Here is a 25686-nt window from a genome sequence, read left to right as displayed (position 1 = left end):
ATTCAGCGGCGGCTTATAAAAGCCGCCTGCATATAATCCGTTCGCCTCAGGCCTTCAAGTCGTCCCGGCGCTTGGCCTATAAGCGCAATGCGCGAGTGCGGAGACGCCGTGTATAAGGGCGACCATCCCTTTTCTCTGAACGCTGCATTCATCTCTGCTTGATCTATTTCATCATAAAGAAGAGGCTTCATAGTTAAGTATATTAAAATATTTTGATAAGACTTACAATCTATGTTCGAATGTCTTGTCTACACTTTAAATTTCTTCACTTCTTCCGCTAGGTTTTGAATGCTCGCCTTGTTCTTTTGAGTGATCTCGTTTACTTCCTGTACAGCGTTGTTTATCTGAATGGCTCCAGCGGCCATCTCGTTCATGCTATCGGTAATAACTCTTGTAAGGCCGTCAAGTTTTTCCATTTCTCTTGCGACGCCTTCGCCCCCCTTAAGCATCTCTTCGGATCCGTCTTTTACTTCTACCGTTACGGTATTTATGTCTTTGATCGCGGCGAGCATTTCCTTGCTGCCTTTTTCCTGTTCCTGCATGGCTTCCGTCAAGCGGTCGCTCATTGTTTTTACCTGTTCGGTTAAGCTGAAAATGACGTTGAACTTTTCTTCTGCAGTTTTGGAAGAGGCCGAAAGATCTTCGATTTCACCTGAGAGCGTTTTAAGAGTGTTGGTTATGGTTTTACCCTGTTCGGCGGAATCTTCGGCAAGCTTTCTTATTTCGTCCGCGACGACAGCAAAACCCTTACCCGCTTCTCCTGCGTGAGCGGCTTCGATCGCCGCGTTCATCGCAAGCAAATTTGTCTGTGAAGCTATGTGCTGAATAACCGCGCTCGCTTCAATTAAACTGCCTGATTCTTCGGCGATCTTTTGAGTTACACTGTTCGAGTTAACGATTGTGGTTTTGCCGTCGACCGTTGCGTCGGCGAGGGTTTTAATCACGCCGTCGGTTTTTTCAAGCGTCTGTCCTATGGACGCTATGTTGCCGACCATCTGTTCGATCGCAGAAGAAGACTCTGCGACGCTCGCCGACTGGTTTTCGATGCTTGCGTTCAATTTATTTATCGTGTTAACGATTTCTTCGATCGTAGCGGCGGTTTCGGTGACGCTCGCCGCCTGTGTCAGGGCCTGCTGCTTAATGCTGTCTATGTTTGCGCTGATTTCGTGTACCGCGCTTGCAGTTTGGGTCATATTGCTTGCAAGCTCGCTTCCGATTTCTTCCATGACGCTGCTGTTTTCGCCTACCGCTTTAATTGACGAGCCGATTTTAGCTATAGTCTGATTAAAGTACTCGGACAAGTCGGTTACTTCGTCGTTACCCGTTATGGGAAGACGTACCGAAAGGTCGCCTTCGCCCTGTGCAATGTCTTTTAATGCCCCTACAGCGACGGATACCGGTTTGACCATAGCGCGCGCAATGAAATATATGACGGCGAGCGCGATAACTAAAATAATCGCACCGATTCCTATCATTGAAAGACACAGTGTGTTCACCGTTCCCATAAATTCATTAACCGGTGCGCGGATAATAATCGACCAATCAGTAGTCTGCATTGTTGCAAAAGAGGCTATGTAAGACTCGCCTTGATATATGTAATGACCTATTTCGCTTTCGTCGGTATCCAAAACGTGTTCCAAAAAAGCGGCGATTGAAGCAAGCGTTTCGTCCGTTTTTGCCTGTTCGATAATATTTGCTTGATTTTTGACCAGCTCGGCATTTTTATTTGCGATAATGACACCGTTGTTACCCATTATATAACAATTGCCCGTTTTGCCGACGACTATGTCCGCTATGTCTTCCGATAGCTGTAAACCGTTGATGTCGGCAGATAAGACCCCGACTATGGTATTGGCGGAATCGAAAATGGGAAGCGCACAGGTTATTACAAGCGTTCCTGTCGCCCTTTCTATGTACGGTTCGGTCACGAATTTTTCCCCCGAAATAGCTTTTTGAAACCATTCTCGGTCGCTTACTTTAACGGAGCCTCCTGCATAGTAAAAGGTCCCGTTTTTATCGGTTATATCCAGTTCTTTTATCCGCTTGTTAAAAGTTGCTTCTTTTTGTAAAAGAGCTATTTTTTCGCTATATGAATAAGACGGATTATATAAGGCAGGCATACGGGCAATGCCGTCCAAGAATTGAAGAAAGGCGTTGATGCGCCCGTCGATAATTTCCGCCGTATCGTTTGCTTTATCGATAAGGTGTTCCTCAACCTTTTCGGTAACGGCTTTGCGAGCCGAAAGTACGGCAAGCAAAATTTCAATCGCCGATGCCAGAGCAATTAAAAAACCGAAGATAATGATGAGTTTATAACGTATAGAAAATCGCTTTTTCATGTAAAGCCTCCAAAATATTGTAAATGATAGTTACTTAAATTTACATATGTGTATTCCGACTTGATCATCTAGAAAGTATCGATATTGAATAGGTTGTGTTTTTATGGTGTTTATTGTGAAAAGCTGTCGCTCGGAAAAGGAAAACAAAGTGCAGGGTAACTTAGAAAATCTCAATGGTATTCTCCTTAGTTGAACAGTATATCACTGAATATATTATATGAAAAGAATGCGCATTTGGGTTTGCACATTTGGATTAGATTTTTACGTGAGAAAAAATGGGAGGCATAAAATTGATTTTATTAGGGACGACTGATGATGATAACATCGGCATAAGATATGCGGAGAACGGCGGCATTGAAGCGTATGATAAACATACCGGTATAGCCCCAATGCCGCTTAATCCGCCGGAGTAATGCGCGAACGCAAAAGCGTTGCGGTAGTTTTTAGATCGATCAATATCCGTCCAGGATATTTCCTGCCGCGTCGAACGTAATAGGCTTAGGGTCGCTTTCGATTACGATCTGAGGATTCTTTTTTGCATCCTCGTAATACGATTCTGAAAGAAAGATATGCTCTATGTGCAGACTGTTGGGGATGCGTACGATTCTCGGGTTGTTTTTATCGATCTCGTTACAAGTTTTGACGCAAATTTGAACGGCTTCTTTTTCGGTAGCCATAATGATCGGAATGCGCACCCCTCCCAAAACGGTACACGTTATTGCATTGGGATACATGCTGCCAAGATCCAGTTTGTCAAATACTTTTTGCGTAGTTGCGCTTGCGTAACCCACCCCCATTCCGTTGCCGTGAGTTTCTTCGCTTAAGTCAAGAACCGCGACGCGTTGACTTTTGATTCCTCCCGTCGCATAGGGAGTGCAAAACGTTCCCGTTATATTGGGATCCATGCCGTCGCCGCTGAAATTTTTCCCCAAATAGTCTACGACAAGAACATCACACTCGTCTACAAGAATTCTCGGCATGTTTGCCTTAGCCTGATCCAGATATCCGGGTTCCTTTTCGGCTATATCCTTTGCATCCAAGGCTACGACCGAGCATGTTTCATCATATGCGTTTTCGATAACGCCTAAACCGAAAAGGATGGGAGCATTTTTTAGTATTGCATTGCCGAACAGGGGAACGTTTTTTGCCATGTTTTTGAATCCCGCTTCATGACAGGCTTCCGCGCCGTATTGTTTTCCCAGTCCAATGGCCATCATTTTCATAAAACCGCTTTCATAAGGGCCGCGGAACGCCGTGTGCGGTTTAATCCTGCAGTTTACGATGATGCCGTCGGCTTCCGCCGCATACTTGTCTATAAATACGTCGAGCCCCGTTTCGGTCTTGCCGATTTTTTTGACTTCCATCGAGGACAGAATGGGGCAGCCGCAATACGATTGCGTAACCCCGTATGACTCAAGGATTCCAATCTGTCCTGCGGCAGTGGCGCCGCCGTGGCTTCCCATCGCAGGAACTATAAAGGGATCTGCCCCTTGTAGGATCACCCAATCGACAATGCTTTTTACGACCAATGCTTCGTTGCTTATTCCTCTGGAACCTACTGTAATCGCTATACGCATGCCTTTTTTTACCTTGGATCCGCAACCGTTTTCATCCAAAGCGTTAAAGACAGACAGCGGTATGTCTTTTATTTCTATGCGCGGTCTGGGAAACACCTGCTTAATCTTAAACATCTTAGGCAGATAAGTGTCTTTTACCAAATCACTGACGATTTTACGATTTTCGGCATCAAATTTCATATATTTTCCTTCTTTAAGTTGCTAATAGATTAGATTGACCAATCCTGTCGAAAGCGGCGGGAAGAATGTGATCAATATAAGATCGATGAAGAATAAAAAGTAGAACGGTATGGAATCTTTTATAAATTCCTTTGTGGAGCATCCCGTAACTCCGCAGCAAACAAATATTAAAGTTCCCATCGGAGGCGTAAAAGCTCCTATAGTACAGTTGAATATGTACACCATTCCGAAATGGATCGGATCAATTCCATATTGTGCCGCGACAGGCGCTAAGATCGGAGCCAAAACGATCATCGAAGCGTTGCCTTCGATAAACATTCCTACAATAACTAGGAATATATTTACAAGGATAAGGAATACGTACTTGTTACGGATTATGGAAACCATCCATGCCGAAACGGCCTGCGGAATCTGTTCCTTTGTAAGAATCCATGAAAAACAAGTTGCCGCTCCTATTATCAGCATTATGGAAGTAGTAGTTATGACGCCTTCTTTACATCCCTGTAAAAAGTCTTTTAGTTTAAGCTCTTTATAGCATATTCCCAAAAACAGCGCATAAGCGATTGCGACGGCTCCCGATTCCGTTGCGGTAAAAATACCCAGCCGCACGCCTCCAATGATTATGATAGGTAAAAGGAGGGGCCAAATCGCGGGGCGCAGGGCATCGATTTTTTCTTTTACGGAAATTTTCGTAGTTCGTTTAGGAAGATAATTTCTTTTTTTCGAATAGAACCTGACGAAAATCATTAAAGTGACGGTCATCGTAAGACCTGGAACGATGCCGGCCACAAACAATTTTCCGATGGAAATATTATTTATGACGCCGTATATTATAAGGCCTACTCCCGGAGGAATAAGAGGGACTATCATTCCCGAAGCGCCGGTAACGACCGCCGAAAAAGACAGCGAAAAGCCTGATTTGACCATAGAGGGAACGAGCATTTTGCATTCCATGGCGGCGTCCGCCAATGACGAACCGGAAAGGCCGCCCATAAGAGTTGAAAGCAAAACATTGACTTGGGCGAGCCCTCCGTACATTCTGGAAGTCATGACTTCACAAAAATGCATGATCCTCTTTGTGACGCCGGTATAGTTCATAAATATGCCGGCGCAAACAAAAAACGGTATAGCCAGAAGGGAAAGACCTTCCGTACCGCTTATCATTTTTTGCGCAAAGATCATCGGGTTGATTGAAGGGTTGAAAATTGTATAAACGGCGGAGGCTCCGAGTACTGCTATGTAAACGGGAACTTTCATAAATAAAAGCACTAGCAACACTATTGCGCATACGGCGATCAGATTCATTTTATTTCTCCTATTCTATTTATCGTCGGTTCCCGAAAATTCACTGCCTGTGAGTTTATTTTCTTCAATAAGATCCACAGATTCGTCCCATTTTCCCAAAATATTTACCATGACGAAATTTATGATTTGTAAAACACAGGACAATAAAACTATGGAATAAATAAAAATATAAGGAATCTGTAAAACCGAAGTTTTTCGGCCGGTTGCCATAAACAAGTTTAAGTATATTACCGTTGTATAGGCTAAATAGCATAAGACCAAGATCGAAATTACGGCAATTAAAACATCCAAAACCTTATGGGCTTTCTTTGGGACGGACACATATACTATATCTATCGCCGAATGATTTCCGGTGCGGAAAGCCGCGCCGGCAGCTGAAAAGACAACCCAGACTATTAAAAAAGCCTGCATTTCTTCAGTCCAGCCGAACGGCGAGCCAATACAGTATCGCGCTATGACGCCCAAGAAAGTAATCGCGATCAAAACGATCAAAGCCGCTGAGGATATGTAGATATCCACGTACCTCAAAATTGATTTGGCATTTGCTTGCTTTTTATCAGACATTTTGTTCTATTTCCTTAGTTTAATAAGCGACGTTTGCCTAAAGGCAAACTCGAAGTTAAAAGACGCCGCGATGTCTCAGCGGCGGCTTTTAAACCTTCTTATTTTACTGCAGCGCGGACGGAATCATAAAGTCCGTCGGACCAACCCAGAGACTTCCCGCCCGTTTTAAGGAATTTCTGTGCGGCGTCAACCCATGCCTTTTTTTCTGCAGCGTTGGGAGTTGTGATCGTAACGCCTGCGGCAATCATCTTTTTCTTTGCATCTTCCGTCGCCGCGGATTGAAGTTCGTTGTTGAAAAGCCCCGCTTCGTCGGCCGTTGTCATAAGAATTTTCTGCTGTTCCGCCGAAAGAGTTTTAAAGAATCTTTCTCCGCAGATCCACATTGAAGCGGCAAGAATATGATGATCTTCGCAAAGATATTTTGCAACTTCGTGGAAAGATCTGTTGGCAAGAGGTGCCGCGGGATTTTCTACGGCGTCAATAGTCTTTGACTGCAAAGCCTGATACACTTCGCCCATATCCATTCCGATTGCGGCGGCTCCAAGGGACTTAAAGCTGTCTATCGAAAGTTTGTTCGGAGAAACGCGCATCTTTAAACCTGCGAGGTCTGCGGGCACTACGACTTTTTTAGTGGATATGATGTCTCTCGCCCCGTAGATCCAGTTTGAAGTTAAGACGCGTATGTTGGCTTTTTTTGCCAAAGTGTTGCAAAGATCTCTATACCAAGAAGTTCCAAGAACCTTCCAAACTTCGTCCCATGTTTCAAATGCGAACGGCGCATAAAAAATACCGAAATCGGGAACTCCGTATTCCGCTAAAAAAGCTCCGTCGGCAACGGTGATCATAGCTTCGCCCGTGATCATCTGATCGATGAGTTCCGTCTTTTTTCCGAGAGCGGAATTTGGGAACAATGCGAGTTCCATAGATCCGTTGCTTCTTTCTTTAACCAGCTTTGCCCACATTTCTACGGCCTTCGCTGCAGGTTCCGTAGTGGCGTTTTCGTATCCTACGGAAATTTTTACAGTCTTTGCAGCTGCTTTTTTATTGCCGGATTTTGCATCTGCTGCAGATACGATCCCGACAAGCCCAACCAACAAGATGAATCCGATTAAAAACTTTTTCATCTTTTTCTCTCCTTTGCGGGGAAGACATTTTAATGCGTTTCCCCATTGATTTTAATATCAATTTCGAGATGATAAAACTCGAAATTTTTCGACAGTTTCGTTGTTCGATGAAATGGTGCGTTTTAAAAACAAGATATGCAAGGTAAGGTTAGTCCTACCCCAAAGCTCAACCGCGGCATTTGCACCGCGAGTTTTTTAAGATGCCCTATTCTTTACCGTGATTGGAAATTTGTCAATACGGATATGGGCGGCTGGTATGGGCTGATGCAGGGGTATGCGGGCGGCACGGAAATAGGCAAAAAAATCACACTTGCTGCAAGAGCCGCTCCCTATAAAGAATTTGACATCGAGGTATGTTAAGGTATAGTATTTTTATACACGGTGATGTTTTATCGTGTTATATAGTAAGATACGGGAGTTATAGCCTATGAAAGCTATTTGTATTAATAATCCTAAAGAAGTCGTAATCAAGGATATTCAAAAACCCACCCGCAAGCCGGGAGAAGCCTTGTTAAAACCCCTGTACGGCGGAATTTGCGGATCCGATTTGGGATCTTACAGAGGAACTTTTGCATATTTTTCTTATCCGCGTGTTCCGGGGCACGAGTTTTCGGCCGAAATCGTCGAAATAGACGAAAACAAATACTGCCTTAAAAAGGGAATGATCGTAACCTGCAATCCTTATTTCAATTGCACAAAGTGCTATTCCTGCAGGCACGGCATCGTAAATGCATGTATGGACAACCAGACTATGGGCGTTCAAAGGGAAGGCGGTTTTGCAGAATATATAACGATGCCGCTTGAACGTATTTATGACGGCAAGGGACTTGATCCTAAAGTTCTTGCAGTTATCGAACCGTTTTGCATATCCTATCACGGAATTTCACGGTGCAACGTAAAAGAAGGAGAAAGAGTCCTTGTTATGGGAGCCGGAACCATAGGCGTTCTTGCAGCTGTGGCTGCAAAGGCAAAGGGTGCGAAGGTTTGGATTTCCGATGTTGCGGAAAAAAAGCTTGAAATCGCCAAACAATTCGGAATAGACGGCACGATTTTAAACACGGATCCCGAAGCCTTTTTAAAAGCCGTAAATAAAATAACCGACGGCAACGGTTTCGACGTAACGGCGGAAGCTGTTGGACTTCCTTCCACATTTTTAAATTGTATAGACGCCGCCTGTTTCGGCGGGCGTGTTGTTCAGATCGGTGTGGGAAAGAAAAACGCCGATTTTAATTTTACGTTGTTGCAAAAAAAAGAACTGAACGTTTACGGTTCGCGTAATGCGCTGAAAAAAGATTTTATAGAACTGATCGATTTGGTAAAAGCCGGAAAAGCGCCCTTGGAAAAGATAATTACGAATGTCTATAAATTTAAAGACGCTGCAAAAGCATTCGGAGATTTTGACGCAAACCAAGGAACCATGCTCAAAGTTCTCATAGATTTTACATAAAGAATTCCGATTTGCAAACCCGCCTTGAATTTTGCCTGGCGCGGGTTTGCAGGAAAAGCAGTAGTCAAAAAAGTTTATTAGGTAAAAATAAGCAGCGCGCAATGGGTTTTTAGTTTTCTTTGAAAACTTGAATTATAACTGGTGAAAATTGGGACTGTCCAAAAAATTTGGACAGTTTCCTTGGTTTATCAACTGTGCGCGAAGATCGCACGAATTGCTCTGGTCGAAAATTGAAATTTTTCTTCCTAGTGCAATTTTAAGGAGGTTTAAATGTTGAAAGAGGGAAGCCGTAAATTTGTGTGTTTTCTGGCGTTGAGTGTTGCGGTTGTCGGTATGGTTTTTGCAGGCGGAGCGAACGAATCGTCCGCCGCCAAAAAGATGACAATTCAGATAGGATTTGAAAATTCGATGTCCGAGCCCGTAGGACAAGCTCTGAAAAAATGGCAGAGCCTTGTTGCGGAAAAGGGAGACGGCTCTTTGGTAATCGAACTGTTTCCTGATAGTCAACTCGGCAGCAAGAATAAACTTATCGACTCCATGCTTTTAGGCGAGCCCGTGATGACATTGGCGGACGGAGCCTTTTATGCCGACTACGGCGTAAAGGATATGGGTATAGTATTCGGTCCTTTTTTGTTTGAAAACTGGGATCAGTGCTGGAAATTGATAGAAAGCGATTGGTACAAGCAGCAGAGCAGTCTGTTGGAGAAAAAAGGACTTAAACTTGTCTCTTCAAACTGGATCTACGGCGATCGCCACACCTTAACGGTTAAACCTGTAAAAAGCGTAAAGGATCTTAAGGGCATGAAGATTCGCGTTCCTTCAAATCAGATTCAGACTGAAGGAATGAACGTGCTCGGCGCGGCCGCTACGGGAATGAGCCTCGGCGACGTTTACCAGGCCTTACAGTCAAAGACGATCGACGGAGCCGAAAATCCGCTGTCTACTCTTTACGGCCGTAAATTGCAGGAAGTCGCAAAATATCTCATTTTGGACGGACACGTAAAAAACTTTACCACATGGGTATGTTCCGCAGCCATGTTTAACTCTTTAACGAAGAGCCAGCAAGAACTTCTTGTTTCAACGGGTAATGAAGCCGGCGTTTACAACAACAAGCTTCAGGATGCGGCGCAAGACGACTATTTGAAAAAAATGAAAGCGGAAGGCGTTCAGGTTGTAGAAATGACGCCGGCTCTGCAAAAAGAATTCCGAGATGCGGCCATGCCGTTTTATGACAAAGGAAGTCAATTCGGCTGGTCTCAGGGCTTGTATCGAACCGTAAGAAAAGCGATGGGAGAAAACTGAGTCGATTTATTGTGAAGGCTGCATTATTTGCAGCCTTATCTGTTTTTAGTTTGATTCGTCAAAGATATTTTTCTTAAGGGTAATTATGAAAAAGCAATGCGGAAAAAAATGTAAAATAGTAAGAGCGATATTGTCGAACTTGGATTTTATGGTAGCTTCTTTGGCTCTTACGGTTCTTATAATATTAACGTTTTTAGGCGTTATCATGCGTTATGTGCTGGGCAGTCCCTTTACGTGGCTTGAAGAAGTTCAGCTTTTCTGTATGGTATGGATCGTGTTCGCCGCTGCAGGAGGCGCGTTCAGGACAAAAAATCATGTCGCTATCGAAATGGTTGTGGAACTGTTTCCTCTCAAGTTGCAAAAGGCGACGGAGTTTTTTATAGACGCGGTGGTCGTCGCAGTTCTTTTGTATCTGTTTTACCAAAGCATAGGATTTGTTTCTCTTTTTGTCAGAAGCGGCAGAAGCACCAGCATGTTGGGGATTCCTTATACTATAGTTTACGGAATAGCGCCAGTTTCTTGCATCGTGATGTTGTGGAACTATTTTAGGGTAAAATACCGCTCTAAAGAAAGTATGGAAAGATCGCAAGAGGGGGAAGAGAAATGAATTTTTTAATTATTTTATCCGCAGTGACGATGCTCCTTTTGCTGTTCCTAAAAGTACCGGTTTTTATTTCGATTTTGGGAGGTTCAATACTATACTTTGTCTTTAATCCCGGAATAAATCAAATCGTATTCGCTCAGCATGCGATAACTGGAGCGGAAAGCATTTCCCTGCTTGCCGTTCCGTTCTTTGTGTGCGCCGGAACATTTATGAATTACACGGGCGTAACAAGGCGTATAATGGATTTTTGCAGCGTGATAACCGGCCGCATGACCGGCGGATTGGCGCAGGTCAACGTCCTTTTGTCGACCCTTATGGGCGGGCTTTCAGGATCGAACCTTGCAGATGCCGCGATGGAAGCAAAAATGCTTGTGCCCGAAATGGAAGAAAAAGGGTTTTCCAAGGCTTTTTCTACGGTTGTTACCGCAACGTCTTCCATGATAACGCCTTTGATTCCGCCCGGAATAGCTATGATTTTGTACGGGTGTATTGCAAATGTTTCCATCGGCAAACTGTTTGTTTCGGGAGTTGGAGTAGGCTTTTTCCTCTGCGTAACCATGATGATGCTTGTCTCATGGCTTTCCAAACGCCGCGGATATGCGCCGCTTCGCACAACGCGGATGACGGCCAAAGATTATAAAAAAGTCGTTCCTCCCGCCATAGCCCCATTGTGTCTTCCCGTCATAATCATAGGCGGCATAAGACTCGGTATTTTTACGGCTACGGAAGCCGGAGCTGTTGCGATAATTTACGCTATCATTCTGGGGTTCGGCTACAAGGATCTGAAAGTTAAAAACCTGATAATTGGTCTAAAGGAAACGGCCGCTACTACGGCTTCGATAATGCTCATTGTGGCGTCTGCAACCGTGTTTTCGTGGGTTCTCACAAAAGAAAGAATTCCTCAGCAGCTTACCGAATGGATAGTAGCGTCCATAAAGAGTAAGTATGTTTTTTTAATGATCGTAAACGTCTTTCTTTTGCTGGTCGGAATGTTCATAGAAGGCAATGCGTCTATGATAGTTTTGGTTCCCCTTTTGGCTCCCATTGCGGCCGCCTACGGAATTGATGAAATTCATTTTGCGATGATGTATATTTTCAATAACGCCATAGGAGCTTTGTCGCCGCCCATGGGAACTCTTATGTTCGTTACATGCAGTATTACCGGCTGTAAGACTAAGGATTTTATAAAAGAGGCGGTGCCTTTTTATATTTTGCTCTTTTTCGATCTGCTTATGTTTACGTTTGTTCCCGTGTTTACGACGGGATTAGTATCTCTGATCTACTGATAAAAGCTTTTTAATTGATCGAAAACATGTAAAAGCAGTAGTCAAAAAGCGTAAAAAGACTATTATATCATAGAGCATGCAATAGCCGTACTAAAATTAGAGGAGACTTAATATGAAATCTATTGTTGACGTAAAGAATCCTGTTTCCCGTCCTGAAAAAGTTCTTCAATTCGGAGAAGGAAACTTTCTGCGCGCGTTTGTCGATTGGCAGATCGACGTTGCCAACGAAAAGACAAAATTTAACGGAAACGTCGTAATCGTTCAGCCGCTCCAGCGGGGGCTCAGCGATATGATAAACGAACAAAAAGGATTGTATACCACCGTTCTTCGCGGAATCCAAAACGGAAAAAAAGTTGACGAGCGTCGCGTCATAACGTCCGTGAGTAAATGTATAAAAGCTTACGATCAATATGACGATTACATCGCTTACGCCAAGAGCCCGGACATTAGATTTGTGGTTTCAAATACGACGGAAGCCGGAATATCTTACGCTCCGGGATGCAAATTGGACGACAAACCGCCTGCATCGTTTCCTGCAAAGGCCTGTCAGTTTTTGTACCGCCGCTTTAAAGCTTTTAACGGTTCTGCGAGCAGCGGACTGGTCTTTATTCCGTGCGAATTGATCGAAAAAAACGGCGATAATTTAAAACGGATAATACTTGACTACGCAAAAGAATGGAACCTTGAAGCGGATTTTACAAAATGGGTGAACGAAGCCTGTATGTTCTGTAACAGCTTGGTCGACCGCATCGTTCCGGGCTATCCTAAAGAAGAAGCCGAAAAGATCTGCAGCGAACAGGGATACAAGGACAACCTTCTTGATTCGGCTGAAATTTTCCATCTGTGGGTCATTGAATCGCAGGGCGACCTCGATAAACTTTCGAAGGAACTTCCTCTAAAGGATGCGGGACTGAACGTTATATGGACAAAGGATATGTCTTTTTACCGCACGCGCAAAGTACGCATATTAAACGGCACGCATACGATGTTTGTGCCGCCCGCATATCTTTACGGGCTTGAAACCGTCCGCGAAAGCATAATCGACAAAAACATGATAAAATTCATCAAAAAAGGCCTGTTTGACGAGATAATTCCGTCTATGGACGGCGATAAAGAGGCTCTCAAAGATTATGCGAATAATGTTTTGGAGCGTTTTGAAAATCCGTTTATCAAACACGAACTTTCAAGCATTCTTCTTAACACGACGGCAAAATTCCCCGTCCGCGATCTTCCTTCGGTAACGGGATTTATCAAAAAAGAAGGAAAGGTTCCGCAAGTTCTTGCGTTTGACCTTGCTTCTATAATCGCTTTGTACGAAGGAAAGGTAACGGCCGACCGCGAAATGACAACCGTTCATAAAAGAGGCGGAGTTGCCGTAAAATTGCAGGACGACACGGATTCTCTTAAATTCTTTGAAGACCTGTACGCAAAGACCCGTGACCCCAAAGAACTGGCAAAAGCGGTTTTAAAGCATGAAAAATTCTGGAAAGAGGATTTGACAAAATACGAAGGGCTTGAAGAAACCGTTGCAGGGTACTTGGCTGCAATTCAAAAAGACGGAATAAAGAGAGCTCTCGATTCCGTCGCCAACCGATAAATTTTTGAGATATGGACGCTATGAGTAATAAATCTGAAAATTGTAAATGTTCGTGCGGCGGTTTTGCGGAACGCAAAGATGCCTGCGGCGTTCCCGAATCCTCGGCTTTTGAAAACGAAGTGCAAACCTACGGAAAAAAAGTTATACGCATACACCCTTCGGACAGCGTAGCGGTCGCCCTTTCCCCTCTTAAAAAGGGGGAAGATGTAACGGTAGAGGCTTCCGGTAATGCAAATGAAGTGAAGGTAACGCTTAAAGAAGAAATTTCTGCGGGTCATAAATTCGCTTTAAAAAACATAAAAAGCGGAGAGCCCATAATAAAATACGGCTATCCGATCGGAGCTGCAAAAACCGACATCCTTAAAGGCTCTCACGTGCATGTACACAACACAAGAACCTTGCTTTCCGAAGAAGCCACATATTCTTATGATGAAAAGGGCGCAAAAGAGGCCTTTGAATCGTGGAAAAAAGACACAGCTTATTTCAGCGAACACATACCGTCCATAAATGTCTACAAACGCGCCGACGGCCGCATAGGAGTGCGGAACGAAGTTTGGATCGTTCCTACCGTCGGCTGCGTAAATAAAATTTCAGAAAATCTTGCCATGTGGGCAAACGGAAAATTCTGCGGCGGAGAAGTCGGTCCTAAAGAAGACGGCGGACTGGAAGGATTTTTTGTGTGGTCGCATCCTTACGGCTGTTCTCAAATGAGCGAGGATCACGCTACGACGCGTAAAATTTTGGCGGATCTGGTTCATCATCCTAACGCGGGCGCGGTTTTAGTTGTCAGTTTGGGATGTGAAAACATTACAAGCGAGCAGTTTTTGGAAGAGCTCGGCGGCTTTGATCCCGAGCGTGTAAAATTTTTAAAGGCTCAAGACTTTGCCGATGAAATTTCCGAGGGACGCAAACTTTTGACGGAGTTGGCCTCTTATGCCGGAAAATTCAAGAGAAAACAGGTTCCTATGAACGAGCTTGTACTCGGAATGAAATGCGGAGGTTCCGACGGTTTAAGCGGAATAACCGCCAACGCCTTGGTGGGACGAGTGTGCGACGCTCTTACCGCGATGGGCGGCTCCGTAATGCTTACGGAAGTGCCTGAAATGTTCGGCGCCGAGCAGATGCTTATGAACCGCTGTGTAAACCGCGACCTTTTTAATCAAACCGTAGATCTTATAAACGGATTTAAAGATTATTTTACCAAGCACGGGCAGGTAGTGTATGAAAATCCTTCTCCCGGCAATAAGGCGGGCGGAATCACTACGCTTGAAGACAAATCCCTGGGTTGTGTTCAAAAAGGGGGAAAGGCGCCTGTGTGCGGTGTGCTTAAATACGGCGACAGGATTACAAAAAAAGGACTGAACCTTTTGGAAGGCCCCGGAAACGATATCGTTTCAACTACGGATATGACGGCTGCCGGCGCGCACATTATTTTGTTTACTACCGGACGCGGAACCCCTCTCGGTGCTCCCGTTCCGACGATAAAGATTGCGACCAATCATCCCTTGGCGGAAAAGAAATCAGGATGGATTGATTTTGACGCCTCGCAGATGCTCGACAGAAATGTGGACGGCGTTAGAGACGATCTTATAAAGCTCATATGCGATGTGGCTTCCGGCAAAAAGTCTGCAAGAAACGAGATAAACGGTTATAGAGAGATAGCGATCTTTAAAAACGGAGTAACGCTTTAGACCGCCGCTTCAAGCCGAAACTGCAAGCGGCGCCTGGGTGGGGTTTACGGCACCGAAGTTATTGAATTCCCCGCACGAATAGATTATTTTTTTTGAGTTGCGGTTTCAGGTTTTAGCAGAATTTTACCGCTTATTGACGTGAGCAGCTGTTGGAACGATATTCCTATCACCACGGGAATCGAGCAGCGCGGTTCAAAATAAGTTATCGCTATGACTAAAGCCGCGCTTATGTTCCTCATTCCTGCGCTGAATACAAAGGAAACCTTTTGATCGTAAGGCAGCTTGATTATGCCTGCAAAAATGTTCGCTATAAAAAATCCCGTAAAGCATAACGCAAGGGTTATTAGTCCCGTGCGAACGTAGAGCATATCGAAGTGCAAAGAATGGCCTATCTTTCCCGCATTTATGATGATAACGCAAAAAAGCGCGATCTTTGAAGCGGGTTTCAAAATGGGAGAAAATTTTTGAGGAATTTTTCCGCCTGAAATTTGGTTTACCGCTATTCCCAAACATGACGGAACTACTATCATCCAAACGAGAGACATAAACATGGAAGCGGAATTTATAGTGATTTCAGCGCCGCAAAAGATTTTTACTATGAGCGGGGTTACTACGGGACCCAAAAAAGTGTCTATGAGGATCAAAGTTATGTTAAGAGGAATGTTTCCGTGAAATATATTCGTCCAGATCGAGGATGAAACCGCTACGGGAATAGAGTATAACAAGACGAGCCCCGTCGCTATTTGATAGTCGCCGGGAAGAAGAAGACTTGCCGCAGTCCAAGCCGTAAACGGCTGTATAAGATGAAAGACAATCAAAAACATGAATATGGGCATGGGATGCATAACAGTATGCTTGAAATCCGAAACATTCATGTTTATCGTGCCGGAAAAGGTCATAAAGGCAAAAAGGGGTACGGCAAAAGCCGAAAAGCGGCCGGCTCCTGATCCGAGCAAAAATCCTATTATGAGACCGGAAAGCGTGAGAAAGGGCATAAGTTTTTCAAGAGCGGCGTTGAACTCCGAAATTAAAGATCGACCCATGACGCTATTATAATCTTAAAGGTTTGCGCATGCAATTGTCGTATCGATTGCCGGCTGAGACGCTGAATACGGCCGCAGTACATCGCGACACGGAGACTACGCAGCCTGAAAATTAATTTCCGAAAATTTCCGTTCGATGTTTTGCTCCGAGGGTCTGCAATTTCTCATACATAGAGGGGGTGGTGTCCGCTTCCGAGAGGCTGTTTAAATCGATCGAAAACCTGTTCATTGAAAAGTGCTGATAAACGCGCACCGCATGCCAGGCCTCGGCGTGCTCTTTATATGAAGAAAAAAGCGCATTTTTATAGGGCAAAAATATTCCGTTTCCTTTTAGTTCCGCATAGCCTACAAGCCAAAGCTGCACGCGGCAAAGCTCCGGCGTCCCCGGTTCAAGGTTTTCAAAAAGCGCCTGGTGAAGCTGTGCCGTCTTTTTTGCCATCCATATTTGACTTTGCTCTATGAGTTTTAAAATCCTGTCGTCGCCTGAGCGCACGAGGCAGCGCAGGTGCGCCGTTTTTGCGGTATGCACCGGCGTCTTATTAAGTATAAGCACGTTTTTGCGAAAATCTATGCCGAGTTCTTTATTGCGCCGGAAAAATCCTTCCGCGATCTTTCCCGCTTGCCCTACCAAATACCGCCTGTTTGCGGCGAGTTGTTCGTTTTTTCCGGGATTATCGCCCGTAACGATCAAGCGGATATCGCTGTCCTGAGTAAATTTGTCCAAATCAAGGTTATAGACAACTGGAGTTTCCACTTCATAATCAGGGGTGTCGTTTGACGCCGCCTGTTTTTGAAGCGGTTTTAGATCGGAAGCCAGCGCGGACCAGCTTTCGCACTGCAGTTTAAATTCTTTTCTAAAATTGCAAAAAGCTTGCCATTGATTTTTATTCATAAAATATCTTTTTTCATGATAAGGCCGTCCGAATGCGGAAAAACGCCGCTTATTTTACGGACTGTTTTAAATCCGCAATTTATGTAAATATTAACGGCTCTCTTCCATTCTTCATTTACCATGAGAAGCAGTGTTTTTAAAGGTCTGCCTGAGGCGGCTTCGTTTTTAATGATAAAATCCAAGGATGCGGTAAAAACGGACGGCCCCATTCCCCTTCCTCTAAACTGCGGAAAAAGGGCGAACGACGTTATGTATAAAACGCCGCCGTAAGGATCATGTTTTTTTCGTATCGAATGCCCGATTTTAAAATCTTCATCATCTTCGGGCACAAATTTCCAACGCTCGGAACTGAAATATCCCGCCGCAGCGTGAGGAGATTCCGTTTCAAATATTATAAATCCGCCGGGGAAAATTTTTATTCTTTCTTCAAAGACGTTTTTATCCTCTTGAATTTCACGGATAAAAGCGGATGTTTCAATCTTTATGATGTCGTCGATATCGTTTACCGCGGCATAGCGTAGAATCATTTTGAGTTATATCAGCTTTAACGTATCGGCAGGGTTGGATTCCGCCTTTACTTTTCCCGAAGCCCTTATTATCATTCCGCCTTCGTCTATAAGATATGTTGTGCGGACGGTGCCCATAACTTTTTTCCCGTACATGTTTTTTTCTTTCCAAACGTCATAGGCTTTAAGAACTTTCAGTTCGGGATCCGAAAGCAGAGTAAATGAAAGGCCGTGTTTTGCTGCGAATTTTTTATGGCTTTCGACGCTGTCCTTGCTGACGCCCAGAATGACGGCTCCTTTTTTTTCAAACTGCGGCCGCAATTCGGAAAACCCGCACGCCTGTTTTGTGCAGCCGGAAGTATTATCCTTAGAATAAAAATATAAAATCACTTTTTTGCCTCGGTAGTCCGAAAGGCTTTTTATCGTGCCGTCCTGATCCTGCAAAGAAAAATCAGGCGCCGGTGTGTTTTCAGAAAGCATATTATCTCCCATAAAAATGCTGTAATTTCGAGCAACGCGCAACTTGCGGCGAGCGCAAAGTTCCCCGCGCATAGAACTCGCAGTGTTTTTGTGCGCTCTTTGCACACGTTGTTTTTTATTCTATCATGAAAATAAAGATGATAACAGACGTCCTTTACGAAACTTTGCGGCTTTATTTTACATAGGGCATGTAGTCGCCGTAGCCTTCTTTTTCCATGTCGGCATAGGGGATAAACTTGAGAGAGGCTCCGTTTATGCAGTAGCGAAGCCCGCCATCTTCTTTAGGCCCGTCGTCGAACACGTGTCCCAAATGAGAGTTCCCCGTTCGGGAATGCACTTCGGTACGCAGCATGCCGAAACTCGTATCTTTTTCGTAGTCGACCGCTTCGGTCGTTATGGGCTTTGTAAAACTCGGCCAGCCGCAGCCGGCGTCGTATTTGTCGGTTGAAGAAAAAAGCGGTTTCCCCGTTACGATGTCGACGTAGATTCCTTTTTCGTCGAAAGCGTCATATTCGCTCGTGTAGGGTCGTTCGGTTGCCTGATGCTGTGTTACGTCGTACTGAAGAGGAGAGAGCTTTTTCTTCAGAGCGTCTTTATCGGGCACTGCAAAACGGCTTTCATCGTACAGCGGTTTTGTGGCGAGACTCAAATCGATGTGGCAATAGCCGCCGGGATTTTTATCGAGGTATTTTTGATGATAATCTTCGGCGCGAACGAAATTTTTTACAACGTCTTTTTCAACGGCGAGAGGTGCGGGATATTTTTTTTGCATAAAATCCAAAAAAGCTTGTATATCCTTTTCGTCGTCTGCGTCGGTATAATAAATGCCGGTGCGGTACTGGCGGCCACTGTCGTTTCCCTGCCGGTTCACGGAAATAGGGTCTATGATCCTAAAATAGTGGGCGAGAAGTTCTTCCAGCGTAATTGTCGCAGGATCGTAAACGATGCGGACGGTTTCGGCGTGATCGGTTTCGGACAATTTGTGATATGTAGTTTTATTCGTCTTTCCGTTTGCGTATCCCGTTTCAGTCATCGCGACGCCGGGAAGACGCTCGAAATACGCTTCGACGCCCCAAAAGCAGCCGCCTGCAAGGTAGATTTCTTTTTCGTTTTTCATCGTTTTTCCGCCCGGGTTTGCAGTTTTTCGGTCGATTTTCAAAACGCTTTTATCCTGCGGTTTAGCGCAAGACGCGCACAGAACAAACGCACATAAAAATGCATACACCGTTTTTATACATTGTAATCGTTTCATATTTATACTCTATTTTATAAATAATAGTACGAAATAAAGGTTACAGGTTGATTCAATAGAATAATTCGCTATGCGTGCCTACCCTTAAAGCCGTCAAAACCAAAATATCATTGGGATAAACTTTTTTTTGCTTCTTGCCAAGAAGTGAAAGCTTGCCTGCGTCCGCTTTTAATTTCAAGGCATTTACCGTCGTTTGTCGTCTTTTTACGAAAAAGTCTTCATGACGGCTGGCGGCGCATGCGGATGAGTCCGGCAGAAAACTGCCGGTAAGCTATATTCTATTTTACTTTTTTTAAAATATGTATATGATATTTACGAGTATAAAACAAATTTTAGGAGACTTATTTGAAAATCATAATAATAGGAGGCGGCTTTACGGGCGTACAGCTTGCAAAACGTCTTATAAATGAAAAAAACGATGTTATTCTTATCGATAACGACGAAGAAACGGTACGTCACGCTTCGAACAGGCTTGACTGTTCCGTAATACAGGCGGACGGAAACAACCTTGAAGTTTTGGAGGATGCGGGGATTGCTAAATGCGATGCTCTTATTTGCGTTACGGAAAGCGACGAAGTCAATATGATAACCTGTTCGCTTGCCGACGCCGTTTATCCTAATATCCTTAAAATTGCCAGAGTCCGCAATTACTCGTATTACATAAATACCTCCGTCGCAGTTACAAAGCATGCGGAAACGTTCGGAGGAGAACACAGACCTCTTTACGGGATAGACTTTATGATTCATCCTGACGTCGAAGCGGGAAACGCCATCGTTGAAGCAGTCCGCAGCGGAGCCGTAAGCGACGTTCTTACCTTTGATAATTCCGATTTTGAATTGATCCGACTTAGGGTGGAAAAAGACAGCAAGGTAGACGGAAAAAATCTTATAGAAATTCGAAATTTGACGGACAAACCGTTTTTGATAGCATATGTTGAATCGGAAGGGATTGCGTCTTTGCCCAGCGGAGCGACCGTTTTGCATCAGGGCGACAGCATAGGCCTTTTGACAAAGAAGGAAAACGCGACTTCAATTTTTTCTCTTTTCGGATTCAATATCAAAGAAATAAAAAAGATCGCGCTTGTCGGTGCGGGGCGAATAGGTACTATCGTAGCCGAACAGATAGTCCAGCACAAAAAGACTACATTGATTTCAAGACTTTTCGGTAACAAGGGTTCATTAAAGACTTCTCAGGATCTGTTAATTGCCGACAGAGACGAAGCCTTGTGCAAAGCTGCCGCACAGCGTTTCCCGGAAGCCAGCGTTTTTTGTGCGGATGTGATGGACGAGGGGTTTATTCAGGAAGAAAAACTGAACACCTATGACTTGGTTATCTGCGCTACTCACAATCACGAAATGAATATGGTTTTGGCCGCATATCTTGAATCCATGGGCGTAGGAAAGACGATAAGTCTGGTTGCAAGTTCCGCATATGCGGATATCGCGCGGAGACTCGGAATAAATGTTCCCATACCGTTGCGGGATTCTGTTATTGACAGCATAATGAGCCACTTGCGCGGCAAAACTGTAACGGGAATACACACTATAACCAACGGAGAACACGAAGTGATCTCATACGTATTGCCGCCGGCGTCTTTGCTTACGGGAAAGCTTTTGCGCGACGTTGCCGATCCGGGGTCGTTTTTAGTGCTTCTTTTGCAAAAAGCGGGAACCAAGGAATTCGTAATACCGAGCGGAGATACCGCGTTTTCTGCGGGAGACACGTTGATCCTTGTAACGAAAACAAGCGAAACGCAGCGGATCCTCGATGTTTTTAATGGAGCAAAATAAAGATGACAGTAAAGATTTTTCTCCGCATAATATTCGTTCTTCTCGCCATAGTAGGACTTTCATTTTTGATGCCTATCTTTGTCGCTTTAGCGTACAAGGAATATGAAATTGTTCCCGTCTTTTTAATACCTATGATCATAGTAGTGATTTTAGGAATAATAAGCGTCGTTTCGGGGCGCGGCGAACAGTTAAGCCTTTCGACCCGCGGAGCGTTTGTAATTGCCGCGTGTTCGTGGATTTTTGCAAGCCTTCTAGGCGCCGTTCCTCTTATGGCAAGCGGCTGCATCCCGCGTCTTGCGGATGCCGTTTTTGAAAGCGTAAGCGGATTTACTACGACGGGCGCCACCATTTTGGAAAATGTGGACGATTTACCGAAGAGCATAAATCTTTGGCGCTGCCTTATGCATTGGCTGGGCGGCATGGGAATCGTGGCTCTTACGGTTGCTTTTTTGCCGCTGTTGGGGGTCGGAGGGTTTCAGCTTATAAAGGCCGAGACCACAGGCCCTGAAAAGGGAAAAGTTACGCCCAAGATCACTAATACGGCGAAGGCTTTGTGGATCATCTATGTTGTTTTGACGGCTATACAGACGATACTTCTTATGGTTTCGGGCCTCGATTTCGTAAATTCGGCTTCCATTGCGTTTGCAACCCTCGGTACCGGCGGGTTTGCGCTGAAAAACGCGAGCATAGGCGGATATAATTCTGCGGCGGTTGATTGGATTTGTACTGTGTTCATGTTTTTGAGCGGCATAAATTTTACGATGTACTTTTACGCCGTAAGCAGAAAATTTAAGGATATACGTGAAAACACGGAACTTAAGGCTTACGCGACGGTTTTTATAATCTCATCGTTAGCAGTTGCCTTTTTTATAAAGCCTCAGTTCGGCAGCTTTATAAATTCGCTCAGGCACGCTGCCTTTAACGTAGTGTCTATCATATCTACCACGGGATTCGCCACAGCCGACTATACCCTTTGGGTTCCGCCCGCACAGTTTGTGATATTTCTCCTTTATTTTTTAGGCGCATGTTCGGGCTCTACGGCGGGAGGCGTTAAGATTATCCGTTGGGTCATACTTGCAAAGCAGGGTTCAAATGAAATTCTTCGCATGCTTCATCCGCACGGAATTTTTACAATTCATCTCAACGGAAAGCCCGGAAGAAGAGATGTGGTCTTTAACGTTGCGGCGTTCATCTATTTTTATTTTTTATTGATATTTGTTACGACCTTCGTCGGCACCTTGGGGAATGTAGGGATCTTAAGTTCTTTTACGGGAGCTCTCGCCATGTTGGGTAACGTAGGTCCCGCTTTCGGAAAATTCGGACCTTCGTACAATTACGGTTTTTTGCCGGACTTTGTAAAGTGGTGGTATTCGTTTGCCATGCTGGCGGGACGTCTTGAACTTTACACTATGATAATATATTTTACCAAATCCTACTGGAAAAAATAGGGCGCGCAAAATCATAAATATGCGCGAAAATTTTTCCACGATTTTTTGCCGGGCTCTTTATGCACACCCGGTTTTTGCCGATTTTTGCATACTGGCGTGAGCGTGACGGATCTGATATACTGATGAACATGAATAAAGAAACGGAAATTTGTCCCTGCGGCTCCGGAAAAAAATTCGGCGAATGCTGTGAGCCGATAATCAAAGGAAAAACTCTTGCGCCGACGGCGGAAGCTTTAATGCGCGCAAGATATACGGCCTATGTCAAACATGAAATAGACTTCATAATCAACACTTGCGAGCACGCCGAAAATATTGCGGAAATCGATCGAAAAGCCACGGAAGACTGGAGCAAGACGTCCACATGGCACGGCTTAAAGATTCTCAGAACGGAAAAAGGAAAAGAAAACGATACGGAAGGTATCGTAGAATTTGAAGCGGCTTATACTCGTAAGCAAATACGAGACGTGCATCATGAAACGGGACATTTTAAAAAGATAAACGGAGAATGGATATATTCCGTAGGGGAATTAAAGACCACGACAGTTGTCCGCGAAGGAAAAAAAATCGGGCGGAACGATCCGTGCCCCTGCGGATCGGGTAAAAAGTATAAACATTGCTGCGGACGCGACAATTAGTTTTATGCCAAAACAGCTTTACACGGGTTTTCACGCAGTAGAAGAAAAAATTCGCTCCGTTTCGGAACTCAAAGAAAAAGTTTCGTCAATGGAAGTCTTTTATGCAAAACCGGGACCCAGAGTAAAAAAGATCATAGAAGAGGCAAAGCGCGCCGGCATTGTATGTTCGCCTTGTGCTTCGGAAACTCTTGATAAGATGGTGCAGTCTCTGCCTCTCGACGCTCATGCCCGAAATCACAGAGGGGTTGTCCTTCAGATGGAAGAAGATTATTCGGATAACGCTGTCTATTTTGACGGCTGGATAGCAAAGATCGATCGGAGCGACGATGCAAGATTGACGGTCGTCGTTCTCGATTCCGTCACGGATCCTCATAACATGGGCGCAATTTTACGCAGCGCGGATCAATTCGGAGCGTCGCTGGTCATCGTTCCGGAGCGGCGTTCCGTCGGGGACGTTCGATCCAACGATGTCGTAGCCAGATCCAGCGCAGGGGCGAGCGCATGGGTGCCTGTCGTTGCAGTAAAAAATCTTGTAAGATCGGTGCAGCTTTTAAAAGAGGCGGGATTTTGGATTTACGGCGCGGATTCTTCGGGCGTTCCTGTTCAAAAATTGAACTTTGCCGCAAAGACCGCTCTTGTTATGGGAAGCGAAGGCAAAGGCATTTCACGGCTTCTTGCGGATCAGTGCGATGCTTTGGTTTCGATTCCTACATGCGGCAGGATAGACAGCCTTAACGTTTCAGTTGCGGCAGGCGTCCTGCTCTATGAAATATACCGGCAAAGGTTATGATGTTTCTTCATTATTCCTATCCCGTAACATTGGCCGTTTTGTGTCCGCTTATCTTTTTAGCGGGGTTCGTCGATTCCGTTGCCGGCGGAGGCGGACTTATCTCTCTTCCCGCCTATATTTTTGCCGGTCTCCCGATCCATGTTTGTTACGGGACTAATAAGTTTGTAAACGGATTCGGCACTTTGTGTGCTTCCTTAAATTATTTTAAAAATAATTGCGTAAATGCAAGAGCCGCTCTTTTCGGTACAATAGGAGCTTTGATCGGCTCAAATTTCGGTGCGCGAACCGCATTGCGCTTGTCTTCCGACGCTCTTAAAATATGCCTTCTCGTTATCCTGCCTGTAGTTGTAGTATTTATGATCTTTAACCGAAGGTTCGGTTTTGAAAAGGAAAAAGCGCCGATTAAGCGGCCGATCTTTTCGGCAGGAGCATTGTTCACAGGCCTTATAGTAGGCTGGTATGACGGTTTTTTCGGGCCCGGCACGGGAATGTTTTTAACGCTCATCTTGGCGGCTCTTTTGCACATGAACTTGTTGACCGCGGGCGGAACCGCCAAGGTTATAAACCTTGCTTCGAACATAGGTTCTGCGGCGGCGTTTTTAGCGGCCGGCAAAGTTTTTTTTATGGTTGCGATTCCTTGTATGCTCTGTTCCGTCGGCGGAAATTTTTTGGGATCCCGGTTGGCTATCAAAAACGGCGCAAAGATAATACGGCCGGTCATAGTTATAGTTTCGGTGTTATTGATCGCTCACATCGTATCGGATTTCCTTAAAGTATGATATTATAAAGTATTTGGATTTAACGCCGATTAGTTCGCCGCATCGATCGATTTTAAGGCGCCGGCAGGTTTTACATAGAGTTCGGCGGAAAGCCGGCCGTAAGGTAAATATGAATTTGGAGAATGATATGGACAAACAGGACATTGCCGCGGCAAAAGCCGCAAGAAGATCTACTCTGAAGTCTCTTAAAGCAAAACGGGAATGCCGCATCAAGGATATACAGGAAAAAGCGGCGGAAGAAATCCGGCAGGTGAATATACAGTTTTCTTCGGATCCCGAAAGATTAAAGGCAAAATACGCAGCCGACGCCGCATACAGATCTGAGAGGTCGAAACGCAGGGCTTTGAAAGCTCAAAAAAGAGCCGAAGCTCGTATCGCCTACGAAATCAAAATGAAAAGGGAAGAAAGACTTTTTTCGTTCGGAGAAGAATTGTTCAATTCCATTACCATAGGAATCGGAGCGGGACTTTCCGTTGCGGCTCTTGTGCTTTTTATAGTGCATGCGGTAAACCTCTCTCCGGAAGCCGTTCTCGGAAGGACTGTCACAAGCTATACTTTGGCGGGCGTTTTTTTGTTTTTGCTTTATCTCATGTCGACGTTCTCACACGCGCTTTGTTCGTACAGCGCAAAAAGAGTTTTTAGAATTCTTACGTACGACTTCGCTTTTTTATATGCGTCGGCGATCATGTCCTTATTTGCTCTTGTGATAATAAGAGGCGCTGCAGGATGGCTGTTGTTCGGGCTTTGCTGGGCGCTGGCGGTTTTTTCGGTAGCCTTTTATTCTTCGCTCGAAGCAAAACCTTCCGTACGAAAAACCGGTATGCGCATCTCTGCGCTGCTATTTGCCGCGCTTTTAATCGCAGAACTGATACTGCTTAAGCCCTTGCTTACAGTTGTGCCGGTTAAACTTTTAATCCTTGCAGCAGTTTCATGTGCCGTTGCGGAGCTTTTCCACACGATGAAAAGAGTGCGCTGGACAAATTGTATTTTTCACCTGTTGATGATAATCGCAAATATATTCTGCTTTTTTACAGTGTATTCGATATTACCCTAG

At 44.7% G+C, this 25686-nt stretch carries 25 protein-coding genes; 14 read left to right on the top strand and 11 right to left on the bottom strand.

From position 1 onward, the window contains the following. Positions 1-2 precede the first annotated feature (2 nt). Both HRQ91_RS10385 and HRQ91_RS10380 read right to left on the bottom strand, forming a co-directional pair. Positions 3-191 carry a hypothetical protein gene (locus HRQ91_RS10385; protein WP_210119477.1) on the bottom strand — a complete coding sequence of 63 codons (189 nt, stop codon included), beginning with the start codon at positions 189-191 and terminating at the stop codon, positions 3-5. A gap of 57 nt (positions 192-248) precedes the next feature. Continuing rightward, positions 249-2339 carry a methyl-accepting chemotaxis protein gene (locus HRQ91_RS10380; protein ID WP_210119476.1) on the bottom strand — a complete coding sequence of 697 codons (2091 nt, stop codon included), beginning with the start codon at positions 2337-2339 and terminating at the stop codon, positions 249-251. A gap of 275 nt (positions 2340-2614) precedes the next feature. On the opposite strand from HRQ91_RS10380, the gene HRQ91_RS10375 reads away from it, so the two are divergent. After that, positions 2615-2752: a hypothetical protein gene (locus HRQ91_RS10375; RefSeq protein ID WP_210119475.1), complete on the top strand. Its 138-nt coding sequence runs from the start codon at positions 2615-2617 to the stop codon at positions 2750-2752. A gap of 39 nt (positions 2753-2791) precedes the next feature. On the opposite strand, the gene HRQ91_RS10370 is transcribed toward HRQ91_RS10375, so the two are convergent. The 4 genes from HRQ91_RS10370 to HRQ91_RS10355 form a co-directional block, all read right to left on the bottom strand. After that, positions 2792-4096, bottom strand: a complete 1305-nt coding sequence (locus HRQ91_RS10370) for a nickel pincer cofactor-dependent isomerase, group 22 (RefSeq protein WP_210119474.1) — start codon at positions 4094-4096, stop codon at positions 2792-2794. Between the two features lie 21 nt (positions 4097-4117). After that, entirely contained in the window at positions 4118-5401 is a 1284-nt protein-coding gene (locus HRQ91_RS10365; RefSeq protein WP_210119473.1) for a TRAP transporter large permease, read from the bottom strand. 15 nt (positions 5402-5416) lie between these two features. Next, positions 5417-5965, bottom strand: a complete 549-nt coding sequence (locus HRQ91_RS10360; RefSeq protein WP_210117796.1) for a TRAP transporter small permease — start codon at positions 5963-5965, stop codon at positions 5417-5419. Positions 5966-6063: 98 nt separating this feature from the next. Continuing rightward, the gene (locus tag HRQ91_RS10355) at positions 6064-7089 is read right to left on the bottom strand and encodes a C4-dicarboxylate TRAP transporter substrate-binding protein (protein WP_210119472.1); all 1026 of its coding nucleotides are present in this window, start codon (positions 7087-7089) and stop codon (positions 6064-6066) included. 135 nt (positions 7090-7224) lie between these two features. Here HRQ91_RS10355 and HRQ91_RS10350 point away from each other — a divergent pair, with 135 nt between their 5' ends. The 7 genes from HRQ91_RS10350 to HRQ91_RS10320 all read left to right on the top strand — a co-directional run bounded on the left by HRQ91_RS10350 (position 7225) and on the right by HRQ91_RS10320 (position 15016). Continuing rightward, positions 7225-7449 carry a hypothetical protein gene (locus HRQ91_RS10350; RefSeq protein WP_210119471.1) on the top strand — a complete coding sequence of 75 codons (225 nt, stop codon included), beginning with the start codon at positions 7225-7227 and terminating at the stop codon, positions 7447-7449. A 67-nt stretch (positions 7450-7516) separates the two neighbouring features. Further along, positions 7517-8536, top strand: coding sequence for a zinc-binding alcohol dehydrogenase family protein (locus HRQ91_RS10345; protein WP_210119470.1), 1020 nt, complete (start codon positions 7517-7519; stop codon positions 8534-8536). 270 nt (positions 8537-8806) lie between these two features. Further along, positions 8807-9838, top strand: coding sequence for a C4-dicarboxylate TRAP transporter substrate-binding protein (locus tag HRQ91_RS10340; RefSeq protein ID WP_210119469.1), 1032 nt, complete (start codon positions 8807-8809; stop codon positions 9836-9838). A gap of 85 nt (positions 9839-9923) precedes the next feature. Further along, complete coding sequence (locus HRQ91_RS10335; RefSeq protein ID WP_210119468.1) at positions 9924-10445, top strand: TRAP transporter small permease; 522 nt, start codon at positions 9924-9926, stop codon at positions 10443-10445. Then, positions 10442-11728 (top strand): TRAP transporter large permease, encoded by a 1287-nt coding sequence (locus tag HRQ91_RS10330; RefSeq protein WP_210119467.1) that lies wholly within the window; start codon positions 10442-10444, stop codon positions 11726-11728. The genes HRQ91_RS10335 and HRQ91_RS10330 overlap by 4 nt, the downstream gene beginning before the upstream one ends. 112 nt (positions 11729-11840) lie before the next feature. After that, positions 11841-13325 (top strand): tagaturonate reductase, encoded by a 1485-nt coding sequence (locus HRQ91_RS10325; RefSeq protein ID WP_210119466.1) that lies wholly within the window; start codon positions 11841-11843, stop codon positions 13323-13325. A gap of 11 nt (positions 13326-13336) precedes the next feature. After that, positions 13337-15016 carry a UxaA family hydrolase gene (locus HRQ91_RS10320; protein ID WP_246473219.1) on the top strand — a complete coding sequence of 560 codons (1680 nt, stop codon included), beginning with the start codon at positions 13337-13339 and terminating at the stop codon, positions 15014-15016. Positions 15017-15099: 83 nt separating this feature from the next. Here the strand turns inward: HRQ91_RS10320 and HRQ91_RS10315 are convergent, their stop codons facing one another. From HRQ91_RS10315 to msrB, 5 genes are all read right to left on the bottom strand, one after another. Continuing rightward, complete coding sequence (locus HRQ91_RS10315; protein WP_210119465.1) at positions 15100-16059, bottom strand: bile acid:sodium symporter family protein; 960 nt, start codon at positions 16057-16059, stop codon at positions 15100-15102. A 112-nt stretch (positions 16060-16171) separates the two neighbouring features. Next, entirely contained in the window at positions 16172-16951 is a 780-nt protein-coding gene (locus tag HRQ91_RS10310; RefSeq protein ID WP_210119464.1) for a uracil-DNA glycosylase family protein, read from the bottom strand. After that, a complete protein-coding gene (locus HRQ91_RS10305; protein ID WP_210119463.1) occupies positions 16948-17478 on the bottom strand; it encodes a GNAT family N-acetyltransferase in 531 nt (176 codons plus the stop codon). The genes HRQ91_RS10310 and HRQ91_RS10305 overlap by 4 nt, the downstream gene beginning before the upstream one ends. Positions 17479-17484: 6 nt before the next feature. Next, positions 17485-17949, bottom strand: coding sequence for a peroxiredoxin (locus tag HRQ91_RS10300; RefSeq protein ID WP_210119462.1), 465 nt, complete (start codon positions 17947-17949; stop codon positions 17485-17487). Between the two features lie 160 nt (positions 17950-18109). Continuing rightward, the gene (msrB, locus tag HRQ91_RS10295; protein WP_420832839.1) at positions 18110-19189 is read right to left on the bottom strand and encodes a peptide-methionine (R)-S-oxide reductase MsrB; all 1080 of its coding nucleotides are present in this window, start codon (positions 19187-19189) and stop codon (positions 18110-18112) included. Between the two features lie 345 nt (positions 19190-19534). Here msrB and HRQ91_RS10290 point away from each other — a divergent pair, with 345 nt between their 5' ends. The 6 genes from HRQ91_RS10290 to HRQ91_RS10265 all read left to right on the top strand — a co-directional run bounded on the left by HRQ91_RS10290 (position 19535) and on the right by HRQ91_RS10265 (position 25686). Beyond that, positions 19535-20980 (top strand): NAD-binding protein, encoded by a 1446-nt coding sequence (locus HRQ91_RS10290; RefSeq protein ID WP_210119461.1) that lies wholly within the window; start codon positions 19535-19537, stop codon positions 20978-20980. A gap of 2 nt (positions 20981-20982) precedes the next feature. Beyond that, positions 20983-22428: a TrkH family potassium uptake protein gene (locus HRQ91_RS10285; protein ID WP_210119460.1), complete on the top strand. Its 1446-nt coding sequence runs from the start codon at positions 20983-20985 to the stop codon at positions 22426-22428. 128 nt (positions 22429-22556) lie between these two features. Then, positions 22557-23063, top strand: coding sequence for a YchJ family protein (locus HRQ91_RS10280; RefSeq protein WP_210117813.1), 507 nt, complete (start codon positions 22557-22559; stop codon positions 23061-23063). 4 nt (positions 23064-23067) lie between these two features. Continuing rightward, positions 23068-23853: a 23S rRNA (guanosine(2251)-2'-O)-methyltransferase RlmB gene (rlmB, locus tag HRQ91_RS10275; protein WP_210119459.1), complete on the top strand. Its 786-nt coding sequence runs from the start codon at positions 23068-23070 to the stop codon at positions 23851-23853. Beyond that, the gene (locus HRQ91_RS10270; RefSeq protein WP_210117815.1) at positions 23850-24632 is read left to right on the top strand and encodes a sulfite exporter TauE/SafE family protein; all 783 of its coding nucleotides are present in this window, start codon (positions 23850-23852) and stop codon (positions 24630-24632) included. Before rlmB ends, HRQ91_RS10270 begins: the two co-directional genes overlap by 4 nt. 127 nt (positions 24633-24759) lie before the next feature. Beyond that, positions 24760-25686, top strand: a complete 927-nt coding sequence (locus HRQ91_RS10265; RefSeq protein WP_210119458.1) for an AdipoR/hemolysin III family protein — start codon at positions 24760-24762, stop codon at positions 25684-25686.

The sequence above is a fragment of the Treponema parvum genome (assembly GCF_017893965.1).
Classification (GTDB): Bacteria; Spirochaetota; Spirochaetia; order Treponematales; family Treponemataceae; genus Treponema_D; species Treponema_D parvum.
The sequence above is the reverse complement of the archived record's forward strand: the minus strand, read 5'-3'. Positions and strand labels throughout refer to the sequence as shown.

What these genes read in the sequence shown, in the direction of transcription:
- HRQ91_RS10385 (WP_210119477.1), bottom strand. Translation starts at nt 191, where the DNA reads ATGAAGCCTCTTCTTTATGATGAAATAGATCAAGCAGAGATGAATGCA.
- HRQ91_RS10380 (WP_210119476.1), bottom strand. Translation starts at nt 2,339, where the DNA reads ATGAAAAAGCGATTTTCTATACGTTATAAACTCATCATTATCTTCGGT.
- HRQ91_RS10375 (WP_210119475.1), top strand. Translation starts at nt 2,615, where the DNA reads ATGGGAGGCATAAAATTGATTTTATTAGGGACGACTGATGATGATAAC.
- HRQ91_RS10370 (WP_210119474.1), bottom strand. Translation starts at nt 4,096, where the DNA reads ATGAAATTTGATGCCGAAAATCGTAAAATCGTCAGTGATTTGGTAAAA.
- HRQ91_RS10365 (WP_210119473.1), bottom strand. Translation starts at nt 5,401, where the DNA reads ATGAATCTGATCGCCGTATGCGCAATAGTGTTGCTAGTGCTTTTATTT.
- HRQ91_RS10360 (WP_210117796.1), bottom strand. Translation starts at nt 5,965, where the DNA reads ATGTCTGATAAAAAGCAAGCAAATGCCAAATCAATTTTGAGGTACGTG.
- HRQ91_RS10355 (WP_210119472.1), bottom strand. Translation starts at nt 7,089, where the DNA reads ATGAAAAAGTTTTTAATCGGATTCATCTTGTTGGTTGGGCTTGTCGGG.
- HRQ91_RS10350 (WP_210119471.1), top strand. Translation starts at nt 7,225, where the DNA reads ATGCAAGGTAAGGTTAGTCCTACCCCAAAGCTCAACCGCGGCATTTGC.
- HRQ91_RS10345 (WP_210119470.1), top strand. Translation starts at nt 7,517, where the DNA reads ATGAAAGCTATTTGTATTAATAATCCTAAAGAAGTCGTAATCAAGGAT.
- HRQ91_RS10340 (WP_210119469.1), top strand. Translation starts at nt 8,807, where the DNA reads ATGTTGAAAGAGGGAAGCCGTAAATTTGTGTGTTTTCTGGCGTTGAGT.
- HRQ91_RS10335 (WP_210119468.1), top strand. Translation starts at nt 9,924, where the DNA reads ATGAAAAAGCAATGCGGAAAAAAATGTAAAATAGTAAGAGCGATATTG.
- HRQ91_RS10330 (WP_210119467.1), top strand. Translation starts at nt 10,442, where the DNA reads ATGAATTTTTTAATTATTTTATCCGCAGTGACGATGCTCCTTTTGCTG.
- HRQ91_RS10325 (WP_210119466.1), top strand. Translation starts at nt 11,841, where the DNA reads ATGAAATCTATTGTTGACGTAAAGAATCCTGTTTCCCGTCCTGAAAAA.
- HRQ91_RS10320 (WP_246473219.1), top strand. Translation starts at nt 13,337, where the DNA reads ATGGACGCTATGAGTAATAAATCTGAAAATTGTAAATGTTCGTGCGGC.
- HRQ91_RS10315 (WP_210119465.1), bottom strand. Translation starts at nt 16,059, where the DNA reads ATGGGTCGATCTTTAATTTCGGAGTTCAACGCCGCTCTTGAAAAACTT.
- HRQ91_RS10310 (WP_210119464.1), bottom strand. Translation starts at nt 16,951, where the DNA reads ATGAATAAAAATCAATGGCAAGCTTTTTGCAATTTTAGAAAAGAATTT.
- HRQ91_RS10305 (WP_210119463.1), bottom strand. Translation starts at nt 17,478, where the DNA reads ATGATTCTACGCTATGCCGCGGTAAACGATATCGACGACATCATAAAG.
- HRQ91_RS10300 (WP_210119462.1), bottom strand. Translation starts at nt 17,949, where the DNA reads ATGGGAGATAATATGCTTTCTGAAAACACACCGGCGCCTGATTTTTCT.
- msrB (WP_420832839.1), bottom strand. Translation starts at nt 19,189, where the DNA reads ATGAAACGATTACAATGTATAAAAACGGTGTATGCATTTTTATGTGCG.
- HRQ91_RS10285 (WP_210119460.1), top strand. Translation starts at nt 20,983, where the DNA reads ATGACAGTAAAGATTTTTCTCCGCATAATATTCGTTCTTCTCGCCATA.
- HRQ91_RS10280 (WP_210117813.1), top strand. Translation starts at nt 22,557, where the DNA reads ATGAATAAAGAAACGGAAATTTGTCCCTGCGGCTCCGGAAAAAAATTC.
- rlmB (WP_210119459.1), top strand. Translation starts at nt 23,068, where the DNA reads ATGCCAAAACAGCTTTACACGGGTTTTCACGCAGTAGAAGAAAAAATT.
- HRQ91_RS10270 (WP_210117815.1), top strand. Translation starts at nt 23,850, where the DNA reads ATGATGTTTCTTCATTATTCCTATCCCGTAACATTGGCCGTTTTGTGT.
- HRQ91_RS10265 (WP_210119458.1), top strand. Translation starts at nt 24,760, where the DNA reads ATGGACAAACAGGACATTGCCGCGGCAAAAGCCGCAAGAAGATCTACT.